General features: G+C 73.3%; 21 protein-coding genes and 1 riboswitch. Of the genes, 14 read left to right on the forward strand and 7 right to left on the reverse strand.

All coding sequences use genetic code 11. The annotated features are described in order from the left end of the window. Positions 1 to 25: 25 nt before the first annotated feature. Both J1792_RS22375 and J1792_RS22380 read right to left on the reverse strand, forming a co-directional pair. On the reverse strand, positions 26 to 706 hold the full coding sequence (locus tag J1792_RS22375) for a response regulator (RefSeq protein ID WP_086567222.1): 681 nt from the start codon (positions 704 to 706) through the stop codon (positions 26 to 28). Then, positions 703 to 2,334 carry a sensor histidine kinase gene (locus tag J1792_RS22380; RefSeq protein WP_086567223.1) on the reverse strand — a complete coding sequence of 544 codons (1,632 nt, stop codon included), beginning with the start codon at positions 2,332 to 2,334 and terminating at the stop codon, positions 703 to 705. Before J1792_RS22380 ends, J1792_RS22375 begins: the two co-directional genes overlap by 4 nt. Positions 2,335 to 2,631: 297 nt before the next feature. Between J1792_RS22380 and J1792_RS22385 the strand changes: the two genes are divergently transcribed. The 3 genes from J1792_RS22385 (at position 2,632) to J1792_RS22395 (ending at position 5,481) form a co-directional block, all read left to right on the forward strand. Further along, positions 2,632 to 3,486: an ABC transporter ATP-binding protein gene (locus tag J1792_RS22385; RefSeq protein WP_086567225.1), complete on the forward strand. Its 855-nt coding sequence runs from the start codon at positions 2,632 to 2,634 to the stop codon at positions 3,484 to 3,486. A 37-nt stretch (positions 3,487 to 3,523) separates the two neighbouring features. Beyond that, the gene (locus J1792_RS22390; protein WP_242646511.1) at positions 3,524 to 4,351 is read left to right on the forward strand and encodes an ABC transporter permease; all 828 of its coding nucleotides are present in this window, start codon (positions 3,524 to 3,526) and stop codon (positions 4,349 to 4,351) included. A 65-nt stretch (positions 4,352 to 4,416) separates the two neighbouring features. Then, positions 4,417 to 5,481 (forward strand): ABC transporter substrate-binding protein, encoded by a 1,065-nt coding sequence (locus tag J1792_RS22395; RefSeq protein WP_372446152.1) that lies wholly within the window; start codon positions 4,417 to 4,419, stop codon positions 5,479 to 5,481. A gap of 25 nt (positions 5,482 to 5,506) precedes the next feature. On the opposite strand, the gene J1792_RS22400 is transcribed toward J1792_RS22395, so the two are convergent. After that, positions 5,507 to 6,430 carry a ferredoxin family protein gene (locus J1792_RS22400; protein ID WP_086567230.1) on the reverse strand — a complete coding sequence of 308 codons (924 nt, stop codon included), beginning with the start codon at positions 6,428 to 6,430 and terminating at the stop codon, positions 5,507 to 5,509. Positions 6,431 to 6,603: 173 nt separating this feature from the next. On the opposite strand from J1792_RS22400, the gene J1792_RS22405 reads away from it, so the two are divergent. Beyond that, positions 6,604 to 7,644: a CobW family GTP-binding protein gene (locus tag J1792_RS22405; protein WP_086567231.1), complete on the forward strand. Its 1,041-nt coding sequence runs from the start codon at positions 6,604 to 6,606 to the stop codon at positions 7,642 to 7,644. Between the two features lie 83 nt (positions 7,645 to 7,727). On the opposite strand, the gene J1792_RS22410 is transcribed toward J1792_RS22405, so the two are convergent. After that, the gene (locus tag J1792_RS22410) at positions 7,728 to 10,184 is read right to left on the reverse strand and encodes a DNA gyrase/topoisomerase IV subunit A (protein WP_086567233.1); all 2,457 of its coding nucleotides are present in this window, start codon (positions 10,182 to 10,184) and stop codon (positions 7,728 to 7,730) included. A gap of 222 nt (positions 10,185 to 10,406) precedes the next feature. Here J1792_RS22410 and J1792_RS22415 point away from each other — a divergent pair, with 222 nt between their 5' ends. The 4 genes from J1792_RS22415 to J1792_RS22430 all read left to right on the forward strand — a co-directional run bounded on the left by J1792_RS22415 (position 10,407) and on the right by J1792_RS22430 (position 15,327). Next, complete coding sequence (locus J1792_RS22415; RefSeq protein ID WP_086567234.1) at positions 10,407 to 11,756, forward strand: M16 family metallopeptidase; 1,350 nt, start codon at positions 10,407 to 10,409, stop codon at positions 11,754 to 11,756. Between the two features lie 41 nt (positions 11,757 to 11,797). After that, entirely contained in the window at positions 11,798 to 13,165 is a 1,368-nt protein-coding gene (locus J1792_RS22420) for a M16 family metallopeptidase (protein ID WP_086567258.1), read from the forward strand. A gap of 267 nt (positions 13,166 to 13,432) precedes the next feature. Further along, a riboswitch (cyclic di-AMP (ydaO/yuaA leader) is annotated at positions 13,433 to 13,586 on the forward strand. A 12-nt stretch (positions 13,587 to 13,598) separates the two neighbouring features. Beyond that, entirely contained in the window at positions 13,599 to 14,384 is a 786-nt protein-coding gene (locus tag J1792_RS22425; RefSeq protein WP_086567236.1) for a M23 family metallopeptidase, read from the forward strand. Positions 14,385 to 14,607: 223 nt separating this feature from the next. After that, entirely contained in the window at positions 14,608 to 15,327 is a 720-nt protein-coding gene (locus J1792_RS22430) for a GntR family transcriptional regulator (RefSeq protein ID WP_086567237.1), read from the forward strand. 159 nt (positions 15,328 to 15,486) lie between these two features. On the opposite strand, the gene J1792_RS22435 is transcribed toward J1792_RS22430, so the two are convergent. Then, positions 15,487 to 15,768, reverse strand: coding sequence for an HPr family phosphocarrier protein (locus J1792_RS22435; protein WP_086567239.1), 282 nt, complete (start codon positions 15,766 to 15,768; stop codon positions 15,487 to 15,489). A 154-nt stretch (positions 15,769 to 15,922) separates the two neighbouring features. Here J1792_RS22435 and J1792_RS22440 point away from each other — a divergent pair, with 154 nt between their 5' ends. The 4 genes from J1792_RS22440 to J1792_RS22455 all read left to right on the forward strand — a co-directional run bounded on the left by J1792_RS22440 (position 15,923) and on the right by J1792_RS22455 (position 21,334). Then, positions 15,923 to 18,691 (forward strand): bifunctional acetate--CoA ligase family protein/GNAT family N-acetyltransferase, encoded by a 2,769-nt coding sequence (locus J1792_RS22440; protein ID WP_086567241.1) that lies wholly within the window; start codon positions 15,923 to 15,925, stop codon positions 18,689 to 18,691. A gap of 75 nt (positions 18,692 to 18,766) precedes the next feature. Next, the gene (locus tag J1792_RS22445; RefSeq protein ID WP_086567243.1) at positions 18,767 to 19,354 is read left to right on the forward strand and encodes a DUF5998 family protein; all 588 of its coding nucleotides are present in this window, start codon (positions 18,767 to 18,769) and stop codon (positions 19,352 to 19,354) included. After that, on the forward strand, positions 19,354 to 20,562 hold the full coding sequence (locus tag J1792_RS22450; protein WP_086567244.1) for an alkaline phosphatase family protein: 1,209 nt from the start codon (positions 19,354 to 19,356) through the stop codon (positions 20,560 to 20,562). The genes J1792_RS22445 and J1792_RS22450 overlap by 1 nt, the downstream gene beginning before the upstream one ends. A gap of 112 nt (positions 20,563 to 20,674) precedes the next feature. Next, positions 20,675 to 21,334 (forward strand): thymidine kinase, encoded by a 660-nt coding sequence (locus J1792_RS22455; protein WP_086567246.1) that lies wholly within the window; start codon positions 20,675 to 20,677, stop codon positions 21,332 to 21,334. Positions 21,335 to 21,356: 22 nt separating this feature from the next. Here the strand turns inward: J1792_RS22455 and J1792_RS22460 are convergent, their stop codons facing one another. Next, on the reverse strand, positions 21,357 to 22,154 hold the full coding sequence (locus J1792_RS22460) for a VOC family protein (RefSeq protein ID WP_086567247.1): 798 nt from the start codon (positions 22,152 to 22,154) through the stop codon (positions 21,357 to 21,359). 194 nt (positions 22,155 to 22,348) lie between these two features. Between J1792_RS22460 and J1792_RS22465 the strand changes: the two genes are divergently transcribed. Beyond that, complete coding sequence (locus tag J1792_RS22465; protein WP_207248042.1) at positions 22,349 to 23,185, forward strand: sulfurtransferase; 837 nt, start codon at positions 22,349 to 22,351, stop codon at positions 23,183 to 23,185. A 69-nt stretch (positions 23,186 to 23,254) separates the two neighbouring features. Here J1792_RS22465 and sepH read toward each other — a convergent pair whose 3' ends face one another. Beyond that, the gene (gene sepH / locus J1792_RS22470) at positions 23,255 to 24,349 is read right to left on the reverse strand and encodes a septation protein SepH (protein WP_086567249.1); all 1,095 of its coding nucleotides are present in this window, start codon (positions 24,347 to 24,349) and stop codon (positions 23,255 to 23,257) included. A gap of 369 nt (positions 24,350 to 24,718) precedes the next feature. On the opposite strand from sepH, the gene J1792_RS22475 reads away from it, so the two are divergent. Beyond that, on the forward strand, positions 24,719 to 25,726 hold the full coding sequence (locus tag J1792_RS22475) for a hypothetical protein (protein ID WP_207248043.1): 1,008 nt from the start codon (positions 24,719 to 24,721) through the stop codon (positions 25,724 to 25,726). Positions 25,727 to 25,731 lie beyond the last annotated feature (5 nt).

Raw genomic sequence — 25,731 nt, forward strand, 5'->3', positions numbered from 1 at the left:
GGCGCGGCGGGCCCCGGGTCCGGACTCAGCGCCCGGTCGCCCAGGCGTAGCGGTGCTCGGGCCGGCCCGTCTCGCCGTACCGCAGCGTCAGGCTGAGCCTGCCCGACTCCTCCAGCCGCTTGAGATAGCGCTGGGCGGTGGAGCGGCTCAGTCCGGAGCGCTCCGCCACCTCGTGCGCGGACAGCGGCCGCGCCGCGTCCGCGAGCACCCGGCGTATCAGGTCGGCGGTCGGCGCGGAGTGCCCCTTGGGCAGCGGAGCGGTCGTCGAGGCGGTGCGCAGGGCCCCGAAGATCCGGTCGACCTGGTCCTGCCCCGCCTCGCCTGCGCCGTCGAGCGTCCGGCGCAGACGCGCGTACGCCTCCAGCTTCACCCGCAGCCCCGGGAAGGCGAACGGCTTCACCAGATACTGCAGCGCGCCGTAGCGCATCGCCGTCTGCACGGTGGTGACGTCCCGGGCGGCGGTGACCATGATGACGTCGGTGTGATGCCCCAGCTGCCGGACGCGGCGCATCAGCGACAGTCCCGTCTCGTCCGGCAGGTAGTGGTCGAGCAGCATCAGGTCGATGCCGCCGCCCTCGAGCGCCTCGAGGGCCTGCGCGGCGTTGTGGGCCGTCGCCCGGACGCGGAAGCCCGGAACCCTGCCGACGTACGCCGCGTTGATCTCGGCGACGCGGAAGTCGTCGTCCACGACCAGGACCTCGATCACCGCTTCACTCCTTCGGGTACGCGCGTATCCTCCGTCGGCCGTGGCCGCAGCGCCTCCGGCAGCTCGACCGTGAACACCGCTCCGCCGCCGTGCCGTTCACCCACCCGCGCCGAGCCGCCGTACCGCTCGGCCAGCCGCCGTACGAGCGCGAGGCCGAGGCCCCGGGGGCGGTGGGGCGCCGCCTCCTTGGTGGACCAGCCGTCGGCGAAGACCAGCTCCCTCGTCCCGGCCGGCACCCCCGGCCCGTTGTCCGAGACCGTCAGCACGACCGTGCCGCCCACCGCCCGCAACTCCACCTCCACGAAACCCTCCGTACGCCGTAGCCCGGCCACCGCGTCCAGCGCGTTGTCCACGAGATTGCCCAGCACCGTGACCAGGTCCCGGGGATCGACCACGCGCTCCGGCAGCCGCGTCCTCGCGCTGACGCGCAGGGCCACGCCGCGCTCCGCCGCGACCGCCCCCTTGCCCACCAGCAGGGCGCTGACCAGCGGCTCGCGCACCCGCTCGGTGACCTGCTCGGCGGTGGTGCGGTGCGCCCCGGTCACCTCCGCCACGAACTCGGCGGCCTCGTCGTACAGCTCCAGCTCCAGCAGCCCGAGCACCGTGTGCATCCGGTTGGCGTGCTCGTGGTCCTGGGCGCGCAGCGCCTCGGTCAGGCCCCGGGTGCCGTCGAGCTCCCGGCCGAGCTGCTCCAGCTCCGTACGGTCGCGCAGCGTGGCGACGGCGCCGCCGCCGGTGGTGGTCATGCGGTTGACGACCAGGACGCGCCCGTCGCGGACGGTGAGCAGGTCCGTGCCGCTCACGCGCCCCGCCAGGACGTCGGCGGTCCGGCCCGGCGGCAGGACCGCGTCGAGCGGCCGGCCGATGGCGTCCGGGCCCAGCCCGAGCAGGCGCTGCGCCTCGTCGTTGACCAGGCGCAGCCCGCCCCGCCGGTCGAGGGCGACCACGCCCTCGCGGATGCCGTGCAGGATCGCCTCGCGCTCCTGCAGGAGCGCGGAGATCTCGGACAGCTCGATGCCGTGGGTGCGCTTGCGCAGCCGCCAGGAGACGGCGAACGCGGCGAGCGCGCCGACGCCGAGCGCGGCGCCCGCGTACACGAGGATGCCGGGCAGGGCGTGCAGCAGGACGTCGCGGACGTCGTCGTAGGCGATGCCGACGGAGACCGCGCCGACGATGGCGCCCTCGGTGTCGCGCAGCGGCACCTTGCCGCGCGCCGACCGGCCGAGGGTGCCGTTCTCGATACCCGTCCACTCGCGGCCGGCCAGGGCCGGGCCCGGGTCGGTGCTGACGTGCCGGCCGATCGCGGACGGGGTGGTGTGGGAGAAGCGGATGCCCCGGGTGTCGACCACGACGACGTAGCTGGCGTCCGTGGCCAGGCGGATGCGTTCCGCGGCGGCCTGGACCGGCCCGTCGGGGTCCGGCCGGCCCGCCAGCAGGGCCCGGGCGATGCCGGGCTGCGCGGCGGTCGCCTCGGCGATGGCCAGGGCCCGGTGCTCGGCCTGCTGGTCGAGCTGGGCGCCGAGCGGCGCCAGGAAGAGCCCGGCGGTGAGCGCGGTGACGCCGGTGGTGATCAGGAGCTGGACCGACAGGACCTGCGCGAAGACGCGACGGGGCCACCGGGGGCGCATACGGGTGCCTTTCGTCTTCCGATGTGCGGGCCGTCGAGGGACGTGGCGCGGTGGGCGCGCGAACCAACGACGCGCACTGAACGTAGCCGGGAGATGGCCGTTTGTGTCTCCCTCGTGTCACTTTTGTTGTTCTATCGCGAGCAAAACGAGCAGAACAGACTTCGTGCGCTCAACTCGCACAGCGCTCACAAGACTGCCCCCGCCTCCCGGGCCCCTCCTAACCTCCACCACCGGTCGCCCCGCACGACAGCGCGGCGCCGAGACCCCCGAACGACGGCCGGCAGCGGAGGCGGACGGATGAACAACGACACGGCGAACGCCCATCCACCGGGAAGTGCCCCGGCGATCGAGCTGCGCGGCGCGAGCAAGACGTTCCGTACGCCCTCCGGGGCGCTGCACACGGCCGTACGCGATCTTGATCTCACGGTCGGGCAGGGCGAGTTCGTGGCCGTGGTCGGCCCGACCGGCTGCGGCAAGTCGACCACGCTCACCCTGGTCAGCGGCCTGGAGGAGCCCACCGAGGGCGAGGTCCTGGTCGGTGGCGAGCCGGTCGAGGGGATCAGGCCGGAGGTCGGTTTCGTCTTCCAGCAGGACGCGCTCTTCCCCTGGCGGACCGTGCTGTCCAACGTGATGGCCGGGCCGCGCTTCCGTGGCGAGCCGAAGGCGCGGGCGCGCGAGCGGGCCCGCGACTGGCTGGCACGAGTGGGCCTCGCGGCCTTCGAGGACCGCTACCCGCACCAGCTGTCCGGCGGCCAGCGCAAGCGGGTGGCCCTCGCCCAGACCTTCGTCGGTGATCCAGCGATTCTGCTCATGGATGAGCCGTTCTCGGCGCTCGACGTGCAGACCCGCGCCCTGATGTCCGACGAGCTGCTGGAGCTGTGGGGCGGCTCGCGCTCCGAGGGCGGGAAGGCCTCCGTGGTCTTCGTCACCCACGACCTGGAGGAGGCCATCGCGCTGGCCGACCGGGTCGTGGTGATGACGGCCGGCCCGGCCACCGTCAAGCAGATCTTCCCCATCGGCCTGCCCCGGCCGCGCAAGGTCGAATCCGTACGCCTGGAGCCGGAGTTCGTCGAGATCTACCGCGAGATCTGGTCCTGCCTGGGCGAGGAAGTCCGCATCACCCGTGAGAGGGGTGCCTCCCATGTCGCTTGAGTCGGCCGAGTCCGTCGGCGCACCTATCGCCCTGAAGATGGGGGCCAGCCGGACCGAGACACGTGCGAAGGCCGCCCGCCACCGCCGCCTCCTCGTCCTCGGCGCCCGCGCGCTGCTGCTCGTCGTGCTGCTCGGCGCCTGGGAGGTGCTGGCCCGCACCAAGGTCATCGACCCGTTCAACTTCTCCATGCCGTCGAAGGTCTGGGACCAGATCGTGCAGTGGACGCTGCACGGCACCGCCCAGGGCTCGCTCGGCGAGCAGATCTGGTACACGCTCTACGAGGCCCTGCTCGGCTGGGTCACCGGGGTGGCGGGCGGAGTGGTCCTCGGCATCGCGCTCGGCCGCGTCCGGTTCCTGGCCGACGTCCTCGGCCCGTACATCAAGGTCCTCAACGCGCTGCCGCGGATCGTGCTCGCGCCGATCTTCCTCATCTGGTTCGGCCTCGGCCCCGCCTCCAAGGTCGCCTCGGCCGTGGTGCTGGTCTTCTTCCCCGTCTTCTTCAACGCCTTCCAGGGCGCCCGCGAGGTGGACCGCCATCTCGTCGCCAACGCCCGCATCCTCGGTGCGAGCAACCGGCGCGTGACCCTTCAGGTGGTCATCCCCTCCGCCACCTCGTGGATCTTCACCAGCCTCCATGTGAGCTTCGGCTTCGCGCTCATCGGCGCGATCGTCGGCGAGTACATCGGCGCGACCAAGGGCATCGGCCTGCTCGTCGCCTCCTCGCAGGGGACCTTCAACTCGGCCGGCGTCTACGCGGCGATGGCCATCCTCGCCGTCGTCGCCCTCCTCGCGGAGGGGCTGCTGACCTTCGCGGAGAAGCGGCTCTTCCGCTGGAAGACCGGCTCGCCCGGCGGCGAGCGGTGACGCGTCCCTCACCGATCCCACCCCGTTTCCCACACCCCCTTGCCCACTCACCCAAGGAATCGATGATGCGTACGTTCGGCACCCTCGCCAAGGTCTCCTCGACGGCCCTCGCGGGCGTGATGTGTCTGGCGCTCTCCGGCTGCGCCGACGAGTCCTCCACCGCGGGCAAGAGCGCCGCGGTCGACGACTCGTCCTCCGGCGAGACCGTGAAGATCATGGTCGGCGGCCTCGACAAGGTCATCTACCTCCCGGCGGTGCTCACCCAGAGACTCGGCTACTTCAAGGAGGAGGGGGTGACGGTCAAGCTGCTCTCCGAGCCCGCGGGCGTGCAGGCCACCACCTCCCTGGTCTCCGGCGACGTCCAGGGCGTGGTCGGCTTCTACGACCACACCCTTGACCTGCAGGTCAAGGGCAAGCCGGTGGAGTCGGTGGTCCAGCTGGCCCAGACGCCGGGCGAGGTGGAGGTCGTCTCCCGGGAAGCCGCCGCCGGCATCGCCTCGCCCAAGGACTTCAAGGGCAAGAAGCTCGGCGTGACCGGGCTCGGCTCCTCCACCGACTTCCTCACCAAGTACCTGGCCGTGAAGAACGGGGTGAAGGTCAGCGACTTCACGCCCGTGGCCGTCGGCGCGGGCCAGACCTTCATCTCCGCGCTCGAGAAGGGCTCCATCGACGGCGGCATGACCACCGACCCGACCGTCGCCCAGATCCTCGCCAAGAACTCCGGCAAGGTGCTCGTCGACATGCGCACCCCCGAGGGCGCCAGGGCCGCGCTCGGCGGGCTCTACCCCGCCTCGAGCCTCTACATGAACACCGACTGGGTCAACGGCCACAAGGACACCGTCCAGAAGCTGGCCAACGCCATGGTCAAGACCCTCAAGTGGATGTCCGAGCACTCGCCGGAGGAGATCGCGGACGAGATGCCCGGCGACTACGCCCAGGGCGGCCGGGAGCTCTACGTCAAGGCGATCGCGAACACCCTGCCGATGTTCACCAAGGACGGAGTGATGCCCGCCGACGGGCCGAAGACCGTCCACGAGGTCCTCAAGTCCTTCAACCCCAACCTCAAGGGCGCCACGGTGGACCTGAAGAAGACCTACACCACCGAGTTCGTGGAGAAGGCCGCGGGCTGAGAGCGGTCCCGGCCGCCGGCCCGACTCAGGCGGCCGGGGTGACGGCGACGACCGGGGTGACGGTGACGACGTCCATCCGGGCCGGCGTGCCGAGCGCCCTGCCGCACGACTCCGGGCGCGGCGGCTCGGCCGCGCCCTGCTCGACCTCCACCCGCCAGGCGCGCCCGTCGCGGTGGGCGACGGTCACGGTCCAGCGGGGCGCCTCGCCGTCGGTGGCGGTGACGTCGAGGGCGTCGGCGCCCTCCTCGCCGGTCAGCGCGCGCACGGCGAGCTCGGCGGCCTGGCCCGGGCGGTCCCAGACCGAGCGGCCCCGGCAGTTGCGGGTGACGATCCGGCCGTCGCGGGCCGCCTCGAGCGCGTCCTTGACGTCGTGCGCGGTGGCGCGTCCGTAGGCGTAGCCGTACGGCAGGACGAGCAGCGTCGGCGCGAAGCGATGACCGCCTATGTGGGTGACCTCCCAGGCCTCGGTGCCGCCCGAGGCGGCCAGCTCGGCGGCCAGCGGCCTGCCGAGCAGGGCGCAGCAGCGGTCCCGCTTGCCGTTCGTGCAGACGAGGGCCAGGGGGGCGCCCTCGTAGGCGTCCCACAGGCCGCCGTGCTCGCCCGCCCCGAGCGCCGCGAAGTCCAGCTCGAGCAGCGCGGCGGGGTCGGCGATCCGGGTCGTACGGATCCAGGAGCGGCCGGGGGCGGTGTGGGCGACGAAGACCCGCCGGCCGGCCGGTTCGTGGCAGTCGGCGTGCCGCCCGGGGCGGCGGATGAGCTGGACGCGTACGCCGGTGCCCTTGGTGGCGCGGTCCAGGCCGCGGCCGACGGCGGCGTCGAGGTGGCTGGAGAGGAGCGCGTCGGAGCCCCAGGGGCCGGGCTGCTCGATCAGCAGCCATGTCCGCGCGGTCGCGGCGGTACCGGCCAGGGGCTCGGTCAGCAGTCGGGAGGCGGTCGCGCACGTGCTCACATAGGTGAGCCTAACCTGACCTCGGGCCGATGCGACACTTGAGCCGGTCGATTCGTATGAGGAGTCGCCCCGGAGGGACCCCGGACGGACCCCGGCAACAGCCGGACCACGCCGGTGGCCGGACGGGCGAGCGGACCGGCCACCGCACCGATGCGACGACGGAGGGCGCCCCCTTGGCCAAGCGACAGATCCCGGTCATCGTGCTCGCGGGCTTTCTCGGGTCCGGCAAGACCACCCTGCTCAACCACCTGCTCAGCAGGAGCGGCGGCAGCAGGATCGGAGCGATCGTCAACGACTTCGGCAGCATCGAGATCGACGCGATGAGCGTCGCCGGCCAGGTCGACTCCATGGTGTCGCTGGGCAACGGCTGCCTGTGCTGTGCCGTGGACACCAGCGAGCTGGACGTCTTCCTGGACCGGCTGGCCCGCCCGGCGGCCCGCATCGACGTCATCGTCATCGAGGCCAGCGGCCTGGCCGAGCCGCAGGAAATCATCCGCATGATCCTGGCCAGCGACAACAAGAGCATCGTCTACGGCGGACTGGTCGAGGTGGTCGACGCCGCCGAGTTCGACGCCACGCGCGAGCGGCACCCCGAGCTCGACCGCCATGTGGGCATCGCCGACCTCGTGGTGCTCAACAAGGCCGACCGGATCGGGGACGAGGCGCGCGAGGACCTGCTCGCGACGCTCGCCGCCCTCGCGCCCGGTACGCCGGTCGTCCCCGCGTCGTACGGCCGCGTCGACCCGGAGTTCCTCTTCGACCGCAAGCCGCGCGAGGAGCGCGTCGAAGCGATCCGGCAGCTGTCGTTCGAGGACCTGTGCGCCGCCGACGAGGACCACGAACAGGACCATCACGGTCATCTGCACGCGGGCTACGAGAGCGTCGAGTTCGCCTCCGACGAGCCCATGCACCCGCGCCGGCTGATGGACTTCCTCGACAGCAGGCCGAAGGGCCTCTACCGCGTCAAGGGCTTCGTCCACTTCGGGGTGGCCGGCCACCGGCAGAAGTTCACCCTGCACGCGGTCGGCGACTTCCTGCGCTTCTACCCCTCGCCGTGGGCGCGCTCCGAGAAGCGCGCCACCCGGCTCGTCATGATCGGCAGCGGCATCGACGCCCGGGCCCTGCGGGACGGCATCGAGGCCTGCCGGGACACCGCACCGCAGGAGACCGGCGACCACAGCATGTGGGGCGTCCTGCGGTACGCGCAGTCCTGAGGTACGCGCAGTCCTGAGGTACACAGTCCTGGGCCCGGCCGGCGAGGCCGGGCCCAGGACCCGGAGCACCGGGCTCAGGTGCCCTAGACCGGGCCCGCGACCGAGGCCACCGGAATGACCAGGGGCGTCCCCGAGCCGTCGCGGCGCGGGTCGGGCTCCGGCAGGGCGGCCGGCGTGCCGTTGGCGGTCGCGGCACGGGCCGGGGCGGCCCCGGCCCAGGCCAGCACCAGGCAGTCCTCGCCCTTGAGGAAGCGCTGGCAGCGCACGCCGCCCGTGGCCCTGCCCTTGCGGGGGTACTGGTCGAACGGCGTGAGCTTCGCCGTCGCCTCCCAGGTCGCGCCGGGCAGCCCGCCCCGGGCGCCGGCCACCGTGAAGACGACCGCGTCCTCGGCGGGGTCGACGGCCGTGAACGAGATGACCTTCGCGCCGGAGGACAGCTTGATGCCGGCCATGCCGCCCGCGGGGCGGCCCTGCGGGCGCACCTGCGCGGCCTGGTAGCGCAGCAGCTGGGCGTCGTCCGTGAGGAAGACCAGGTCCTCCTCGCCCGTGCGCAGCTCCACCGCGCCGACGACGCGGTCGCCGTCCTTGAGGGAGATGACCTCCAGCTCGTCCTTGTTGGCCGGGTAGTCGGGGACCACGCGCTTGACGACGCCCTGTTCCGTGCCGATGGCGAGCCCCGGCGAGGACTCGTCGAGCGTGGTCAGGCACACCACCAGCTCGCCGTCCGCCAGCGACAGGAACTCCGACACCGGGACGCCGCCCGCCAGGTTCGGCGGGGCCGCCGTCTCCGGCAGCTGCGGCAGGTCGATCACCCGCAGGCGCAGCAGCCGGCCCGTCGACGTCACCACGCCCACCTCGCCCAGGGCGGTCGCCGGGACCGCCGAGGCGATCACGTCGTGCTTGACGCGCTTGGTGTCGGCGGCGCCGTCGAACGGCTCGCCCGTGGCCGTACGGGCCAGCAGGCCGGTGGAGGACAGCAGCACCCGGCACGGGTCGTCCGCGACCTGCAGCGGCATCGCCGCCGCCGGGACGCCCGCCGACTCCAGCAGCACCGTGCGCCGGTCGGTGCCGAACTTCTTCGCCACGTCGGCCAGTTCGGACGAGACGAGCTTGCGCAGCTCGGCGTCGGACTCCAGGATCCGGGTCAGCTCGGTGATCTCGGAGTTCAGCCGGTCGCGCTCGGACTCCAGCTCGATCCGGTCGAACTTCGTCAGCCGGCGCAGCGGGGTGTCGAGGATGTACTGCGTCTGCGTCTCGGAGAGTGAGAAGCGCTCCACGAGTGATGCCTTGGCCTCGGCGGCGTTCTCACTCGATCGAATGATTCGGATGACCTCGTCGATGTCGACGAGCGCCACCAGCAGGCCCTCGACCAGGTGCAGCCGGTCCCGCCGCTTGCCGCGCCGGAACTCGCTGCGTCGTCGCACCACCTCGAAGCGGTGGTCGACGTAGACCTCCAGCAGCTCCTTGAGGCCCAGCGTCAGCGGCTGGCCGTCGACCAGCGCCACGTTGTTGATGCCGAAGGACTCCTCCATCGGCGTGAGCTTGTAGAGCTGCTCCAGGACGGCCTCGGGGTTGAAGCCGTTCTTGATCTCGATGACCAGGCGCAGGCCGTGGGCGCGGTCCGTGAGGTCCTTGACGTCGGCGATGCCCTGCAGCTTCTTGGAACCGACCAGGTCCTTGATCTTGGAGATGACCTTCTCCGGACCGACCGTGAAGGGCAGTTCGGTGACGATCAGGCCCTTGCGGCGGGGGGAGACGTTCTCCACGGAGACGGTGGCACGGATCTTGAACGTGCCGCGGCCGGTCTCGTACGCGTCGCGGATGCCGTTCAGGCCGACGATCCGGCCGCCCGTGGGCAGGTCCGGGCCGGGCACGTACCGCATCAGGGTGTCGAGATCGGCGGCCGGGTGCCGGATCAGGTGCCGGGCGGCGGCGATGACCTCGCCGAGATTGTGCGGCGGCATGTTCGTCGCCATGCCGACCGCGATCCCGGACGCGCCGTTGACCAGCAGGTTCGGGTAGGCGGCGGGGAGGGCGGCGGGCTCCCGCTCGCTGCCGTCGTAATTCGGCGCGAAATCGACGGTGTCCTCGTCGATCGACTCCGTCATCAGCGACGACGGGGACGCCATCCGGGCCTCGGTGTAGCGCATGGCCGCGGGCGGGTCGTCGTTGCCGAGGGAGCCGAAGTTTCCGTGCCCGTCGACCAGCGGCAGCCGCATGGAGAACGGCTGCGCCATGCGCACCAGGGCGTCGTAGATCGAGGCGTCGCCGTGCGGGTGGAGCTTGCCCATCACCTCGCCGACGACCCGGGCGCACTTCACATGGCTCCGGTCCGGCCGCAGGCCCATCTCGTTCATCTGGAAGAGAATGCGGCGCTGGACCGGCTTGAGGCCGTCCCGGGCGTCCGGCAGGGCGCGGGAGTAGATGACCGAGTAGGCGTACTCGAGGAAGGAGCCCTGCATCTCGTCGACGACGTCGATGTCGAGGATGCGCTCCTCGAAGTCTTCCGGCGGCGGGGTCTTCGTGCTGCGGCGGGCCATCGCGGCTGCTGCTCCTTCGATCGATTGCCGAGGCGGGTCTGACGCCGACCATTGTGGACCGCCCCACTGACAACCCCGACCGCGACCCGTCCGGGAAGGGTGGCGGGGGCCGGGAACTTCTCCGGATGTCGGTGCGCTTGCATACAGTGACAGCACTGTTCATCACGCGAGTCGTCGCGAGGCACCGCGGGATCTCAAGAGATCGAAGGGACGTACATGCCCATGGGTCACACGGCCACGCAACAGGCCGCCGCCGGCGGTCTGAAAGCGACCGAGCACCGCCTGGCCAACGGCCTGCGGGTGGTCCTCTCCGAGGACCACCTGACGCCGGTGGCCGCGGTCTGCCTCTGGTACGACGTCGGCTCGCGCCACGAAGTCAAGGGCCGCACCGGCCTCGCCCACCTCTTCGAACACCTGATGTTCCAGGGCTCGGCGCAGGTCAAGGGCAACGGCCACTTCGAGCTGGTGCAGGGCGCGGGCGGCTCGCTCAACGGCACCACCAGCTTCGAGCGCACCAACTACTTCGAGACCATGCCCGCCCACCAGGTGGAGCTGGCCCTGTGGCTCGAGGCGGACCGGATGGGCTCGCTGCTCACCGCGCTCGACGACGAGTCCATGGAGAACCAGCGCGACGTCGTCAAGAACGAGCGCCGCCAGCGCTACGACAACGTGCCCTACGGCACCGCGTTCGAGAAGCTGACGGCCATGGCCTACCCCGAGGGCCACCCGTACCACCACACCCCCATCGGCTCGATGGCCGACCTGGACGCCGCCTCCCTGGAGGACGCGCGCGCCTTCTTCCGCACGTACTACGCGCCCGGCAACGCCGTCCTCTCGGTCGTCGGCGACATCGACCCGGAGCAGACGCTCGCCTGGATCGAGAAGTACTTCGGTTCCATCCCCGCGCACGACGGCAAGCAGCCGCCCCGTGACGGCTCCCTGCCGGACACCCTCGGCGAGCAGCTGCGCGAGATCGTCCGCGAGGAGGTCCCCTCCCGCGCCCTGATGGCCGCCTACCGCCTGCCGCACGACGGCACGCGCGAGGCGGACGCCGCCGACCTGGCCCTGACCGTTCTCGGCGGCGGCGAGTCCTCGCGCCTGCACAACCGCCTCGTGCGCCACGACCGCTCCGCCGTCGCCGCCGGCTTCGGCCTGCTGCGCCTGGCCGGCGCCCCCTCCCTGGGATGGCTGGACGTCAAGGCGTCCGGCGGCTTCGAGGTGGCCGACATCGAGGCCGCCGTCGACGACGAGCTGGCCCGCTTCGCCGTCGAGGGGCCCACCCCGCAGGAGATGGAGCGCGCCCAGGCCCAGCTGGAGCGCGAGTGGCTGGACCGGCTCGCCACCGTCAGCGGCCGCGCCGACGAACTGTGCCGCTTCGCCGTGCTGTTCGGCGACCCGCAGCTGGCCCTCACCGCCGTGCAGCGCGTCCTGGACATCACCCCCGAGGAGGTGCAGGCGGTCGCCAAGGCCCGGCTGCACCCCGACAACCGCGCGGTGCTGGTCTACGAGCCGACCGCGCCCCAGGCCGACGACGGCGCCGACAAGAACGAGGAAGAGGAGACGGCTCAGTGAGCGACGCCGCAGCCGCGAGCATCCCGGGGACCGCGCCTTCGATGGTCTTCCACCCCCAGCCCGAGCCGGGGCAGGCCACTCCCTGGGCCTTCCCGGCCCCCGAGCGCGGGCAGCTGTCCAACGGCCTGACCGTGCTGCGCTGCCACCGCCCCGGCCAGCAGGTCATCGCCGTCGAGATCTGCCTGGACGCGCCCCTGGACGCCGAGCCCGAGGGCCTCGACGGCGTGGCCACGATCATGGCGCGGGCCTTCTCCGAGGGCACCGACAAGCTCAGCGCCGAGGACTTCACCGCCGAGCTGGAGCGCTGCGGCGCCACCCTCGACGCCCACGCCGACCACCCGGGCGTGCGGCTGTCCCTGGAGGTCCCGGCTTCCCGGCTGCCGAAGGCCCTGGGCCTGCTGGCCGACGCCCTGCGCGCCCCGGCCTTCCCGGACAACGAGGTCGAGCGCCTGGTCAACAACCGCCTCGACGAGATCCCGCACGAGCTGGCCAACCCCGCCCGCCGGGCCGCCATGGCGCTGTCCGCCCAGCTCTTCCCGGCGGACTCCCGCATGTCGCGGCCGCGCCAGGGCAGCCAGGAGACCGTCGAGCGCATCGACGCCGCCTCCGTGCGCGCCTTCTACGAGGCCCACATCCGCCCGGCCACCGCCACCGCCGTCGTCGTCGGCGACTTCACCGGCGTCGACCTGGACCAGGCGCTCACCGAGTCCCTCGGCGCCTGGACCGGCTCCGCCGCCCAGCTCCGCCCCGTGCCGCCGGTCACCGCCGACGACACCGGCCGTGTGGTGATCGTGGACCGCCCCGGCGCCGTCCAGACCCAGCTGCTGCTGGGCCGCGTCGGCCCCGACCGGCACGACCGCGTCTGGCCCGCCCAGGTGCTCGGCACGTACTGCCTGGGCGGCACGCTGACCTCCCGCCTGGACCGCGTCCTGCGCGAGGAGAAGGGCTACACCTACGGCGTGCGCTCCTTCGGCCAGGTCCTGCGCTCCGCCCCCGACGGCACGGGCCTGTCCCTGCTGGCCATCAGCGGCTCCGTGGACACCCCCAACACCGGTCCGGCGCTCGAGGACCTCTGGGCGGTGCTGCGCACGCTCGCCGCCGAGGGCCTGACCGAGGCCGAGCGGGACGTGGCCGTGCAGAACCTGGTGGGCGTCGCCCCGCTGAAGTACGAGACGGCCGCCGCCGTCGCGGGCACCCTCGCCGACCAGGTCGAGCAGTATCTGCCGGACGACTTCCAGGCGCGGCTGTACGAACGCCTCGCCGACACCGGCACGGTGGAGGCCACGGCGGCCGTCGTGAGCGCCTTCCCGGCCGACCGGCTCGTCACCGTCCTCGTCGGGGACGCCTCCGAGATCACCGAGCCCGTCAAGGCGCTGGGCCTCGGCGAGGTGACGGTCATCCCGGCCTGACCGGCCAGGACCGGCGGCCCTCGGCGGACGCTGACAGGGGCTCAACCCCCCTGTTCCGCCCGGCCGCTGAGCCGGACATTGCCGGACATGTGAGGCGCGTGGGTCGAGCGAGACCCACGCGCCTCCTTTATGTCCGATTTCGCGCAGTGGTTGCATGTTGGTCGTGTGGCGTACGTCATAAAAGCCCGGATCTGTTTGCCGTTCGAATCTGACGCCGATTAGCGTCAGGGCGGCAGTCCGTCAGATCGGAGCCGCATCCGCGGTCCCGGGCAGCCATCGCCGAGTCCCCGAAGCACCAGCGAGGGGAGCCGGGGACCCACATGTCCCTGGGGTGAATCGGCCCCCTTTCACGAGGGAGCCGTAGGAGACCTTCCTGCTCCGAACCCGTCAGCTAACCCGGTAGGCGAGAGGGAAGGAAAGGATTCGCCCAGCCATGGGGAAGCACCGTCGTCCGAGCCGAGCCGCGCGCGTCAGCGCCAACGTCGCGGGCATAGCCACCCTCACTGCCGCCGGCGTGGTCGCCGGCGTCGCCGCCCCGGCCTTCGCCGCCTCCGACGACTCGCGTGGTCCCGAGGACACCGGGCTGACCCAGGCCGTCGTCATCAGTGACGTCATGGCCGACAACGTGGGCGCCCAGGCCGAGACCCAGCGCAGCGCCGCCGACGAGGCCGCCGCCCGCCTGCAGGCCGAGGAGACCGCCCAGAAGAAGGCCTCCGACGCCAAGGAGCGCCACGCGGAGGCCGAGCGCAAGATCAAGGAGGAGCGCGAGGCCAAGGAGCGTGCCGCGCGCGACGAGGAGCGCAAGCGCCTGGGCACCTATGTGAGCCCCATCGACGGCTCCTACGTCTCCACCTCCTACAAGGCCTCCAGCGGCCTGTGGTCCTCCGGCAGCCACACCGGCATCGACCTCCACGCCGAGACCGGCACCTCGGTCCACGCGGTCGCCGCCGGCACCATCGTCGAGGCCGGCTGGGGCGGCGCGTACGGCAACAACGTCGTCATCAAGCACAACGACGGCACCTACACCCAGTACGGCCACCTGTCGTCGATCGACGTCTCCGTCGGCCAGACGGTCACCCCGGGCCAGCAGATCGGCCTCTCGGGCGCCACGGGCAACGTCACCGGCCCGCACCTGCACTTCGAGGCCCGCACCGCCGCCACCTACGGCTCCGACATCGACCCGATCGCCTACATGAGCGCGCACGGCGTCAGCCTGTAGGTCCCGCGGTCTTCACGGCACCGCACTTCACGCAAGGCCCCGGCCCCCGGCCGGGGCCTTGTCGTCGTCCCGCCCACCGGCGTTGGCCAAAAAATATCCATGAATCCCCTGCACCATCGGAAATCGCCGGGGATTGCCATAGAGTCGCTGAACGGGTGTCAATCGGCCGCGCATCGCGGGAGATTAGGTCGTAAGGCGGAGGTACAGCCATGCGGGGCCGTACGTGAACGGCGGTGGTGAAGCGGCGCAGGGGAGCCGCCGTATTTCCGCGCACGCCGTGTGCACGGCGATTCGCGACGACATCGTCTCCGGGGTTTTCCCGCCCGGCAGCCGGCTCATCGAGGAACTCCTCGCCCGCCGCTACGGCGTCTCCCGGGTACCCGTGCGCGAGGCGCTGCGCACCCTCGCCTCCGAGGGCTTCGTCACCACCCGCCGGCACGCCGGCGCCTGCGTCGCCGAACCCACCGAGCAGGAGGCGGCGGACCTCCTCGACGTCCGCGCCCTGCTGGAGCCGCTGGGGGCCGCCCGCGCCGCGCAGCGGCGTACCGAGGCCCATCTGAAGGTCCTGCGCGGCCTCGTCCGCCTGGGCCAGGAGCGGGCCCGCGCGGGCCGCACGGGCGAGCTGCGGCCGCTCGGCGACTGGTTCGACGAGACCATGGCCCAGGCCTCCGGCAGCCCCAGCCTCGCCACGCTGCTCACCCAGCTGCGGCGCAAGATCGCCTGGGTCTATGTGGCCGAGCCGCCCGCGAGGCCCCTGGAGGCGTGGGAGGCGTGCGGTGCGCTCGTGGACGCCGTGGCCCGGGGTGACGCCGAGCGGGCCCGGGCGCTCGCCGCGGCCCGCGCGGACCGTGGCGCCGGTGAATTCCGCACGCGCCGTGCGCAGGTCGCCCAGCAGGTGCGCCCGCCGAAACAATCCGTAAACACCGCGATCGCCCGTTCTTAACAACCCGCCGCTATTCATGGAGAAATAGCGGCCGGGAATTCGTGGCGGTCTGTGTCCGTAGCGGGGTCGCGCATACGACGACGGGGCCGCGGCGCCCTCGGGGCGGCCGCGGCCCCGTCGTGCACCCGCCGTGCGGCGGCGGGACGGGATCCGGGTGGATCAGACGGTCTCCGGGAGCTCCTCGAGCCCCTCGCCGACCAGCCTGGCCAGACGGTCGAGCGCGGCCTCGGCGCCCTCCGCCTCCGTGGCGAGCACGATCTCCTCGCCACCCTGGGCGCCCAGGCCCAGCACGGCGAGCATGGAGGCGGCGTTGACGGGGTTGCCGCCCGCCTTCGCGATCGTCACGGGGACGCCGGCGGCGTTCGCCGCACGGACGAAGATCGACGCGGGGCGGGCGTGCAGGCCATCGGCCCAACCGACGTTTACGCGGCGCTCAACCATGGTGTTGCCCTTCAAGTCGGGAGAGGTTGTCTAGACCATTGTTGCACGGGGTGCGCGGTGCCCCGGCGCGCGCCCGGGGCAGGGCCGGGCGGCCCCGTGAGGCGGGGCCGGACGCCGCCTCCTGACCGCCCGCGCCCGGCCTTACCCTGGCCCCATGCACTCGCCGCCCGAGCACGCCTACCCGGCCCACTGGGAAGCGGATGTCGTCCTCCGTGACGGCGGCACCGCACGGATCCGCCCCATCACGCCCGACGACGCCCAGCGCCTGGTCAGCTTCTACGAACAGGTCTCGGACGAGTCCAAGTACTACCGCTTCTTCGCGCCCTACCCCCGTCTCTCCGACCGGGACGTGCACCGCTTCACCCACCACGACTACGTCGACCGGGTGGGCCTGGCGGCGACCGTCGGCGGCGAGTTCATCGCCACCGTCCGCTACGACCGCATCGACGCCCGCGGCATGCCCTCCTCCGCCCCGGCGGACGAGGCCGAGGTCGCCTTCCTCGTCCAGGACGCCCACCAGGGCCGGGGCGTGGCCTCCGCCCTCCTCGAGCACGTCGCGGCCGTCGCCCGCGAGCGCTCCATCAGGCGGTTCGCCGCCGAGGTGCTGCCCGCCAACAGCAAGATGATCAAGGTCTTCACGGACGCGGGCTACACCCAGAAGCGCAGCTTCGAGGACGGCGTCGTCCGCCTCGAGCTCGACCTCGAGCCCACCGACAAGTCGCTCGCCGTCCAGCGCGCCCGCGAGCGGCTCGCCGAGGCCCGCTCCGTCGAGCGCCTGCTCGCCCCCGGCTCCGTCGCCGTCGTCGGCGCCGGACGCCGCCCCGGCGGCATGGGCCGGACCGTCCTGGACAACCTCCTGGCCGGCGGCTTCACGGGACGCGCGTACGCGGTCAACCGGTCCTTCCCCGAGGACCTTTCGGTGCTGGAGCCGGAGGGCGTGCCCGCCCACCGCTCCGTGCTCGGCATCCAGGAGCCCGTGGACCTCGCCGTCGTCGCCGTGCCCGCCGAGCACGTGCCCTCCGTCGTCGCCGAGTGCGGCGAGCACGGCGTCCAGGGGCTCGTCGTCCTGTCCGCCGGATACGCCGAGAACGGCCCCGCCGGCCGCCACCGCCAGCGCGAGCTGGTCCGCCAGGCCCGCTCCTACGGCATGCGCGTCATCGGCCCCAACTCCTTCGGCGTGATCAACACCGCCGAGGGCGTCCGGCTCAACGCCTCCCTGTCGCCCGAGCTCCCCGCCGCCGGACGCGTCGGCCTCTTCAGCCAGTCCGGGGCCATCGGCATCGCCCTGCTCTCCGGCCTCCACCGCCGCGCCGCCGGACTGGTGGGCCTGTCGACCTTCGTCTCCGCCGGCAACCGCGCCGACCTCTCCGGCAACGACGTCCTGCAGTACTGGCACGACGACCCCGACACCGACGTCGCCCTCATGTACCTGGAGTCGATCGGGAACCCCCGCAAGTTCGCCCGCCTGGCCCGGCGGACCTCCGCCCGCAAGCCCCTGGTCGTCGTCAAGGGCGCGCGGCACGGCGCCGCCGCCCCCGCCGGCCACGCCGTACGCACCACCCGCATCCCCGACACCACCGTCTCCGACCTGCTGCGCCAGGCCGGCGTCATCCGCGTCGACACCGTCACCGAGCTCGCCGACACCGGGCTGCTCCTGGCCTCGCAGCCGCTGCCCGCCGGCCCCCGCGTGGCCATCCTCGGCAACTCCCAGTCGCTGTCCCTGCTGACCTACGACGCCTGCCTCACGGACGGCCTGCGCCCGCTGCTGCCCCGCGACCTGACCACCTCCGCCGCCCCGGCCGACTTCCGCGCCGCCCTGGCCGAGGCCCTCGCCGACCGGGCCTGCGACGCCGTCGTCGTCACCGCCATCCCCTGGGTCGGCGGCGCCTCGGCCGCCGACCTCGCGGCCGCCGTCCGCGAGGCGGTCGCCCAGGCCGCGCCGGACACCCCCAAGCCCGTCGCCGTCGTCCACCTGGAGATCCCCGGCCTCGCCGAGGCGCTCGCCGCCCCGCCGGACACCGCCGGCGAGCAGGACCCCGCGCCCGCCGTCCGCATCCCCGCCTTCCCCGCCGCCGAGCGGGCCGTACGGGCCCTGACCGAGGCCGTGCGCTACGCCCGCTGGCGCCGCCAGGCCGCCGACCCCGGGCGGGTGCCGGAGTACGAGGACATCGACGAGGGCGGCGCCGCCGCCGACATCGACGTGCTGTTGCGGGCCCACAACGCCACCGGCCCGCGCGCCGTGACGCTCTCCGCCCCCGACACCCAGCGCCTGCTCGCCCGGTACGGGATCGCGGTGCTGCCCGCCCTGCCCGCGCCCGACCCCGACAGCGCCGTCCGCGCCGCCCACCGGCTCGGCTTCCCCGTCGCCCTCAAGCCCACCGCACCCCACCTGCGGCACCGCGCCGACCTCGGCGGCGTCCGCCTCGACCTCGGCGGCGAGGCGGAACTGCGCCGGGCGTACGCGGAATTGACCGAGCTGCTCGGCGGCCCCGAGGAGCTGCGCCTGGTCGTGCAGTCCATGGCCCCGCGCGGCGTCGACACGGTCGTGCGGGCCGCCATCGACCCCGCGGCCGGCGCCGTGCTGTCCTTCGGGCTGGCCGGCGCCCCCTCCCTGCTGCTCGGGGACACCGCCCACCGCCTCGTTCCGGCCACCGACCGCGACGCCGCCGAGCTGATCCGCTCGGTGCGCACGGCGCCCCTGCTCTTCGGCTGGCGCGGCTCCACGCCCGTCGACACCCCGGCCCTGGAGGAGTTGCTGCTGCGCGTGTCCCGGCTGGTCGACGATCACCCCGAGGTCGTGGGCGCCGACCTGGAGCCCGTGATCGTCGCCCCGCACGGCGTTCATGTGCTCGGCGCGTCCCTGCGCCTCGCGCCGCCGCCCGCCCGCACCGACGTGGGCCCGCGCAGCCTGCCGTCGATCTGACCCCGGCCGGATCCGTCCCTCCCGCCGGAACAGGCCCCGGCAGGAGGGCCCCATACGCCCCGTAGAATGGGGCGTATGGCGAAGACCGGTACGACGACCCAGGGGCTGCGCGCAGCTATCGAGCGCAGCGGCTATTACCCGGCTCTCGTGGCCGAGGCGGTGGAGGCCGCCGTGGGCGGGGAGCCGGTCGTGTCGTACCTGGTCCACCAGGAGACGACCTTCGATTCCAACGAGGTCCGCCGTCATGTCACGGTCCTCGTCCTGACCGGCACCCGATTCATCGTCAGCCACACCGACGAGCAGGCCGCCGACAACACCTCCCCGTCGCCCTACGCCACCACCTCCACGGAGTCGGTCAAGCTCGACCGCATCTCCTCGGTCGTGCTCAGCCGCGTCGTGGCGAACCCCGAGTCCTACACCCCGGGCACCCTGCCCCGCGAGGTCGTGCTGACCATCGGCTGGGGCGCGGTGTCCCGCATCGACCTGGAGCCCGCCGCCTGCGGCGACCCCAACTGCGACGCCGACCACGGCTACACCGGCTCCTCCACCGCCGACGACCTGAGCCTGCGCGTCAGCGAGGCGGGCGACGGGCCGGACACGGTCCGCCAGGCCCTGGCGTTCGCCCAGTCGCTCTCCGAGGCCACCGCGGCGACCGCCCGCTGATGTCCTCTCCCGCCTTCGCCGGCTCCGCCTGGCCCGAGCCGGCCCCGCTCGACCCGCGTGACGCCCCGCTGCCCCGCTACGGCACCGGCTCCCTCGCCGACCTGCTGCCCACCATCGCGGCGGGCCTGGGCGTGCCGGGCATGTCGAGCGGCATGGAGCTGGCGCCCGCCGACCGGGTGTGCGTCTTCCTGATCGACGGCCTGGGCTGGGAGCTGCTGCGCGACCACCCCGACGAGGCGCCGTTCCTGCACTCGCTGCTGCCGACGTCCATGAACGGCACCGGCGAGCCCATGACCGCGGGCTTCCCCTCCACCACGGCGACCTCGCTCGCCTCGGTGGGCACGGGCCTGCCGCCCGGCGCCCACGGCCTGCCCGGCTACACCGTCGCCGACCCGGCCACCGGCCGGCTGATGAACCAGCTGCGCTGGCGCCCCTGGACCGACCCGCACGTCTGGCAGCCCTACCCCACGGTCTTCCAGCGCGCCGACGCCGCCGGCATCGCCACCTGCCAGGTCTCGGCCCCCGACTTCGAGCACACCCCGCTGACCAAGGTCGCGCTCAGCGGCGGCACCTTCCACGGCCGCCTCTCCGGCGAGGAGCGGATGGACTTCGCCGCCGACCGGCTCGGCGCCGCCGACCGCTCGCTCGTCTACACCTACTACAGCGAGGTGGACGGCAAGGGGCACCGCTTCGGCGTCGACTCCGAGGAGTGGCGCGGTCAGCTGATGTACGTGGACCTGCTCGCCCGGCGCCTGGCCGAGCGGCTGCCCCCGCGCTCCGCCCTGTACGTCACCGCCGACCACGGCATGATCGACATCCCGTTCGACCCGGAGTCGCGCATCGACTTCGACGAGGACTGGGAGCTGCGCGCGGGCGTGGCGCTGCTGGGCGGCGAGGCCCGCGCCCGGCACGTCTACGCGGTTCCGGGTGCCGCGGACGACGTCCTGGCGGTCTGGCGCGAGGTGCTCGGCGAGCAGATGTGGGTCGCCGGCCGCGACGAGGCGATCGAGGCGGGCTGGTTCGGCCCGCCCGGCGAGGGCGTCGACGACCGGGTGTACGCACGGATCGGCGACGTGGTCGCCGCCGCCCGCGACGACATCGCGATCGTCGCCACGGAGACCGAGCCCAACGAGTCGAAGATGGTCGGGCTGCACGGCTCGATGACGCCCGTCGAGCAGCTCGTGCCGCTCCTCGAAGTGCGCACCTGACCGACGTGAGCTCGTGACCGAAGCGCGCCCCTGACCCGGGCGCTCCCCCCGACGCGCGTTCCCGCCCCCACGACGAACGCCCCGACGACTAACGAAAGGCATTGGCCTTCCCATGCCCGAGCTGGTGTTCTTCTCCGGAACGATGGACTGCGGAAAGAGCACCCTCGCTCTGCAGATCGAGCACAACCGCTCCGCCCGCGGCCTGCAAGGCCGGATCTTCACCCGCAACGACCGCGCGGGCGAGGGCAAGCTGTCCTCCCGGCTCGGTCTGGTGACCGATTCGGTGGAGGCGGGCGAGGGCTTCGACTTCTACGCCCACCTCGTCGGCCACCTCTCGGCGGGCGGCCGGGCCGACTACGTCATCGCCGACGAGGCGCAGTTCCTCGAGCCCGAGCAGGTCGACCAGCTGGCCCGGGTCGTCGACGACCTCGAGCTCGACGTCTTCGCCTTCGGCATCACCACCGACTTCCGCACCCGGCTCTTCCCCGGCTCCCGGCGGCTGATCGAGCTGGCCGACCGGGTGGAGGTGCTGCAGGTCGAGGCGCTGTGCTGGTGCGGGGCCCGGGCCACGCACAACGCCCGTACGATCGGCGGACAGATGGTCGTCGAGGGTGCCCAGGTCGTCGTCGGCGACGTCAACCAGCCGGAGACCGTGGTGGGTTACGAGGTGCTGTGCCGGCGCCATCACCGCCGCCGGCTGACGGCGGCCGCCGCGCGCGCCGCCGCCCTGTCGCCCGATGTGCTGCCGGTGGACCCGGACGGGTCCCGCTAGCGCCGGACGAGGGGCCGCGCGGTCAGGGCGCCGACCGCAGCAGCGAGAAGACCGCGCCCTCGGGGTCGGCGACCTTCGCCACCCGGCCGGCCGGGCCCGGCGCCGGTGCGCCCAGCACCCGTCCGCCCAGCTCGGTGACCCGCCGGGCCGCGGCGTCGACGTCCGCCACCTCGAAGTACGTCATCCAGTGCGGCCGCTCCAGCGCGGGCCCCGCACCGCGGATCGCGGCCACGGGCCGGCCGTCCACGTGCAGGGTGATCGCGTCGGTGTCGACCGTGCCCGCCGCCTTGCTCTCGTATCCGAAGAGTGCGCGGTAGAACTTCAGTACGACGGCGGCCTCGTAGGTCACCAGCTCGTGCCAGACCGGGGCTCCCGGCGTCCCCTGGGCGCGGGATCCCGTCAGTCTGCGCCCCTGCCAGACGCCGAAGGCCGCGCCCGCCGGGTCCGTGGCCAGCACCAGCCGCCCGGCGTCCTCGGCCGCCAGCGGCCCCACGCCCACGGTGCCGCCGCAGCAGTGGATCCACTCCGCGCACACGTCCGCGTCGTCGCTCGCCAGATAGGTGGTCCAGCCGCCCTCGAGTTGACGGTCCGGCGGGAGTTCCCCGATGCCGGCGACGTCCCGCCCGTCCAGGGTGGCCCGTACGTACGGGCCCATGTGGCGCGGCCCGGGGGTGTAGTAGTCCCAGCCGAACAGTCCGCCGTAGAACTCCTCGGTCGTCTCCAGGTCGTGCACCAGGAGACTGGTCCAGCAGGGGGTGCCCGGTGTCTGGCGCCGGGTCTCCTCCTCGCTGGTCCCGGAGGATCCCCATACCTCGGTCATCGTCAGTCGCTCCTCGCACCGTCGTGGTGGCCGCGCTCCCGCTCCGGTCGCGGGCTTGGCGGTTCCCCGCAGGAGGATGCCCGAATTCGCGTTCCGCTTCTGTGTCCGCGCCGTCGCCGTTCAGTATCGATCAGCATCGCGGCGTCTGGCCAGGGGGCCGTTCGGCGCAACGCCGGGTACGCCAGGATGGGGGTATGGACGCCATCATCAGCGCAACGGAATGGGCGGGCGAGTCGGCCGGCGAGCGGCCGCCCACGCTTCTGGACATCCGCTACGTACCCGGGGGCCCGCCCGGGCGGCCGGAGTACCGGGCCGGGCACCTGCCCGGCGCCGTCTATGTCGACATGGACTCCGAGCTCGCCGGGGGTCCGGGGGCGAGGGGCCGTCATCCGCTGCCGGACGTCGCGGAGTTCGGCGCCGCGATGCGCCGCGCGGGAGTCCGCGCCGACCACCCGGTCGTGGTCTACGACGGGGGACTGGGCTGGGCGGCCGCGCGGGCGTGGTGGCTGCTGCGCTGGGCCGGACATCCGTTCGTACGGGTCCTGGACGGCGGGCTCGCCGCCTGGACCGCGGCGGGCGGGGCGCTGACGACCGATGAGCCGGCCGTGGCCGAGGGCGACTTCGCGCCGCGCCCGGGGGCGCTGCCGCTGCTCGACGCCGACGAAGCGGCGGCGCTGGCACGCCGGGGGCTGCTGCTCGACGCCCGGGCGGGGGAGCGCTACCGCGGCGAGGTCGAGCCGCTGGACGCCGTGGCCGGCCACATCCCCGGCGCCGTCTCCGCGCCCACCGCCGAAAACGTCGGCGAGGACGGCCGCTTCCGCCCGGCGAAGGACCTCGCGGCGAGGTTCGGGGAGCTCGGCGCGGCCGACGGCACGGAGGTGGGCGTCTACTGCGGCTCGGGCGTCTCCGCCGCCCACCAGGTGCTCGCCATGGCGGTGGCCGGTATTCCGGCGGCCCTGTACGTGGGTTCGTGGAGCGAATGGTCGTCCGACCCGAGCCGTCCCGTGGCGACGGGGGCCCTGCCGGGCTGAGGCGCCGGACGCGGCTGTGCCCCGGCCCCCGCATCGGGGGCCGGGGCACAGCCCCGGTCGGAGGAAGCGCTACTCCTGCTTCTTGCGGCGCGTGCCGAAGACGATCTCGTCCCAGCTCGGGACCGCCGCCCGGCGGCCCGGGCGGACGCCGTCCGCCTCCGCCTGACGGTCCGTGGTGCCGATCAGGCGGTCCCGGTGGCCCGCCACCGAACGCGGCATGAGCACATCCGCGTACGCGGACCCCGCGCTGGCCGCCGGAGCGGGCGGCTCCACCGCCTCCGTCTCCTCCGCCGGCGGGTCGGCGGCGACGGACGGGGGCGCGGAGGGCGGCTCGGGGACGATCATGTCGCCCCGGAAGCTGGGCACCGCCTCGAGCAGGCTGGTCAGGGAGTCCCGCTCCTTGACCGGCTCGTCCGCCGGCGCATCGCCGGAGGAGGCCTCCGGCTCCGCCGGCGCGCTGGAGCCCTGGCGGTTGTCCCGGTCAAGGGAACGATCCAGCGGCCGGTCGCGCGGCAGGCGCGCGATCCGCGGCACGAACGGGAAACTCGGCTCGGGCGTGTCGTCGGTCTCGCCGATGAGCGCGCGGGCCTCGTCGTCCAGCGCCTGAACGATCCGGCGCGGCGGGTCGTACGTCCAGCTCGCGGCGCGCGGCTCACCGGAGGCGCGGTAGACGAGCAGGACCTCCCAGGTGCCGTCGTCGCGGCGCCAGGAGTCCCACTGGGCGGTGTCCTTGTCGGCGCCGCGCAGCACGAGCCGCTCGTTCACGGTCTCGCCGAGGGGTGGGCCGGTGTTCTCGCCGGGGCGGCGTACGGGCGTCTTGCGGGCCCGCTCGGCCATGAAGGCGCGCTCGGCGAGCACGGGGCCCTCGAAGCGCCGCACCCGCTCCACGGGGATGCCCGCGAGCTGCGCGACCTCCTCGGCGGTGGCGCCGGCCCGGATGCGGGCCTGGATGTCTCGGGGGCGGAGGTGACTCTCCACCTCGATCTCGATCTGACCCAGACGCGCGCGGTCGTTGCGCACTGCGGCACGGAGCCGCTCATCGATGGGGAGCGTGTACTCCGTGCTGTCCGCAGCCTTGAGAACCAGCCGTGTGCCGTCGTTGGAGACTGCCACGACACGCAGTTCGGGCATGGGGACCTCCCGGGTGGTGCCTGCCGACGTCACCTGCGTCGCTGCTTCCGCTAGTCGAGTGTGGCCTGCCCGGGTAGCAGCCTGCCACAACATTGCCGAGTTGACGGGGCGAGAGCCGCCCGGGCCCCCGTCCCGTGGATCCGGGCAGCCGGACGGGATATTGGGGCCAGGGCTCGTCACAGTACTCCATTTGGGCCACTGGGCGTGGATCGGCGCGCCAGGGAAGTTCACCTGCGACAAGGGAGTTGGAATGCGCCCCTTGAGGGGGGCTTGCGCGTGGGGCGGGAACGTGATGGCAGGCAGTGTCGAGGTTCACACAATCGCCCGATTCGGAACTGTTGGTTACGCTCGAATGTCTCTTCTTGCTGCAAGAGGGACGGAAAACACCAACAGGGGCTGGAGATGGACGACAAAGCCGAAAGCGAGGCAAAAACGAAGGGCAAGCGTCTCGACCTGAGCATCGCACAGGTGTCCGGCAGCGCCCTGGCGGCGGTGGTCGCCGCCCTGCTCGCGGGCAAACTCGGTGTATACGGCACGGTCATTGGCGCCGGCGTCGTCAGCGTGGTGGCCACGACCGGTGGCACAGTCTTTCACCACGTGTTCACACGTACGGGCGCGCAGATCCGCGAGGCCGCCACCGTGCAGTCGGAGCCCAGGCTTCGCCGAGTGCCCCTGCGGGATGCGGGCCGCGCCGTGGACCGGGCCCGCTCGGCGGACGACGCGACGCGGGTGCTGCCGAGCGCCGAGGACCGTACGCAACTGCTGCACCAGATGTCACCGTCCGCAGCGGACCCGGCGCCCTCCGGGGCGCACGCCGGTGCGTACGCCGGCGCGCATGATCAGGCGCACTTCGACGGCTGCTCCGAGGAATTCTCCTCCGGCACCACCCATGGCACCCGGCTGCGGGGCTGGAAGCGCCCGGCGCTGGCCGCCGGCCTCGTCTTCGCCGTGGCCATGGGCGCGGTGACCGCCTGGGAGCTGGTCTCCGGCTCGAGCGCGGACGGCGGCGACGGCGTCACGGTCACCCGGCTCTTCCAGCCGGAGAAGAAGGAACGGCACGAGGACCCGGACCCCGGGCGGACGCCGGAGCCCGGCTCCTCGCGCGGCGACGGGGACGCGACGCCGGGCCGGGGCGGCACGCCGTCCCCGGGCGTGTCGCGGCCGGGCACGGATGCGGGCACGAAGTCGCCGGACCCGACGACCTCCCCGTCCTCGGGCGGCGGCACGCCCTCCCCGGCCCCCACGCCTCAGCCGAGCAAGTCGCCGGACGCGGGCAAGGGCACCGACGACAAGGGCGGCGCGGCCGGCGGCCAGGGCGCCGGCACCGGCGGCCAGTCCACGCCGCCCGCGCCGGGCCAGAACGCCGCGGCCGGCACCGGAACGGGCCCCACCACCGGCACGGCCTCCTGAGGCCG

The organism is Streptomyces triculaminicus (assembly GCF_017349075.1).
Lineage (GTDB): Bacteria > Actinomycetota > Actinomycetes > Streptomycetales > Streptomycetaceae > Streptomyces > Streptomyces triculaminicus.

What these genes read in the sequence shown, in the direction of transcription:
- J1792_RS22380 (WP_086567223.1), bottom strand. Translation starts at nt 2,334, where the DNA reads ATGCGCCCCCGGTGGCCCCGTCGCGTCTTCGCGCAGGTCCTGTCGGTC.
- J1792_RS22385 (WP_086567225.1), top strand. Translation starts at nt 2,632, where the DNA reads ATGAACAACGACACGGCGAACGCCCATCCACCGGGAAGTGCCCCGGCG.
- J1792_RS22390 (WP_242646511.1), top strand. Translation starts at nt 3,524, where the DNA reads ATGGGGGCCAGCCGGACCGAGACACGTGCGAAGGCCGCCCGCCACCGC.
- J1792_RS22395 (WP_372446152.1), top strand. Translation starts at nt 4,417, where the DNA reads ATGCGTACGTTCGGCACCCTCGCCAAGGTCTCCTCGACGGCCCTCGCG.
- J1792_RS22410 (WP_086567233.1), bottom strand. Translation starts at nt 10,184, where the DNA reads ATGGCCCGCCGCAGCACGAAGACCCCGCCGCCGGAAGACTTCGAGGAG.
- J1792_RS22415 (WP_086567234.1), top strand. Translation starts at nt 10,407, where the DNA reads ATGGGTCACACGGCCACGCAACAGGCCGCCGCCGGCGGTCTGAAAGCG.
- J1792_RS22420 (WP_086567258.1), top strand. Translation starts at nt 11,798, where the DNA reads ATGGTCTTCCACCCCCAGCCCGAGCCGGGGCAGGCCACTCCCTGGGCC.
- J1792_RS22425 (WP_086567236.1), top strand. Translation starts at nt 13,599, where the DNA reads ATGGGGAAGCACCGTCGTCCGAGCCGAGCCGCGCGCGTCAGCGCCAAC.
- J1792_RS22435 (WP_086567239.1), bottom strand. Translation starts at nt 15,768, where the DNA reads ATGGTTGAGCGCCGCGTAAACGTCGGTTGGGCCGATGGCCTGCACGCC.
- J1792_RS22440 (WP_086567241.1), top strand. Translation starts at nt 15,923, where the DNA reads ATGCACTCGCCGCCCGAGCACGCCTACCCGGCCCACTGGGAAGCGGAT.
- J1792_RS22445 (WP_086567243.1), top strand. Translation starts at nt 18,767, where the DNA reads ATGGCGAAGACCGGTACGACGACCCAGGGGCTGCGCGCAGCTATCGAG.
- J1792_RS22450 (WP_086567244.1), top strand. Translation starts at nt 19,354, where the DNA reads ATGTCCTCTCCCGCCTTCGCCGGCTCCGCCTGGCCCGAGCCGGCCCCG.
- J1792_RS22455 (WP_086567246.1), top strand. Translation starts at nt 20,675, where the DNA reads ATGCCCGAGCTGGTGTTCTTCTCCGGAACGATGGACTGCGGAAAGAGC.
- J1792_RS22460 (WP_086567247.1), bottom strand. Translation starts at nt 22,154, where the DNA reads ATGACCGAGGTATGGGGATCCTCCGGGACCAGCGAGGAGGAGACCCGG.
- J1792_RS22465 (WP_207248042.1), top strand. Translation starts at nt 22,349, where the DNA reads ATGGACGCCATCATCAGCGCAACGGAATGGGCGGGCGAGTCGGCCGGC.
- J1792_RS22475 (WP_207248043.1), top strand. Translation starts at nt 24,719, where the DNA reads ATGGACGACAAAGCCGAAAGCGAGGCAAAAACGAAGGGCAAGCGTCTC.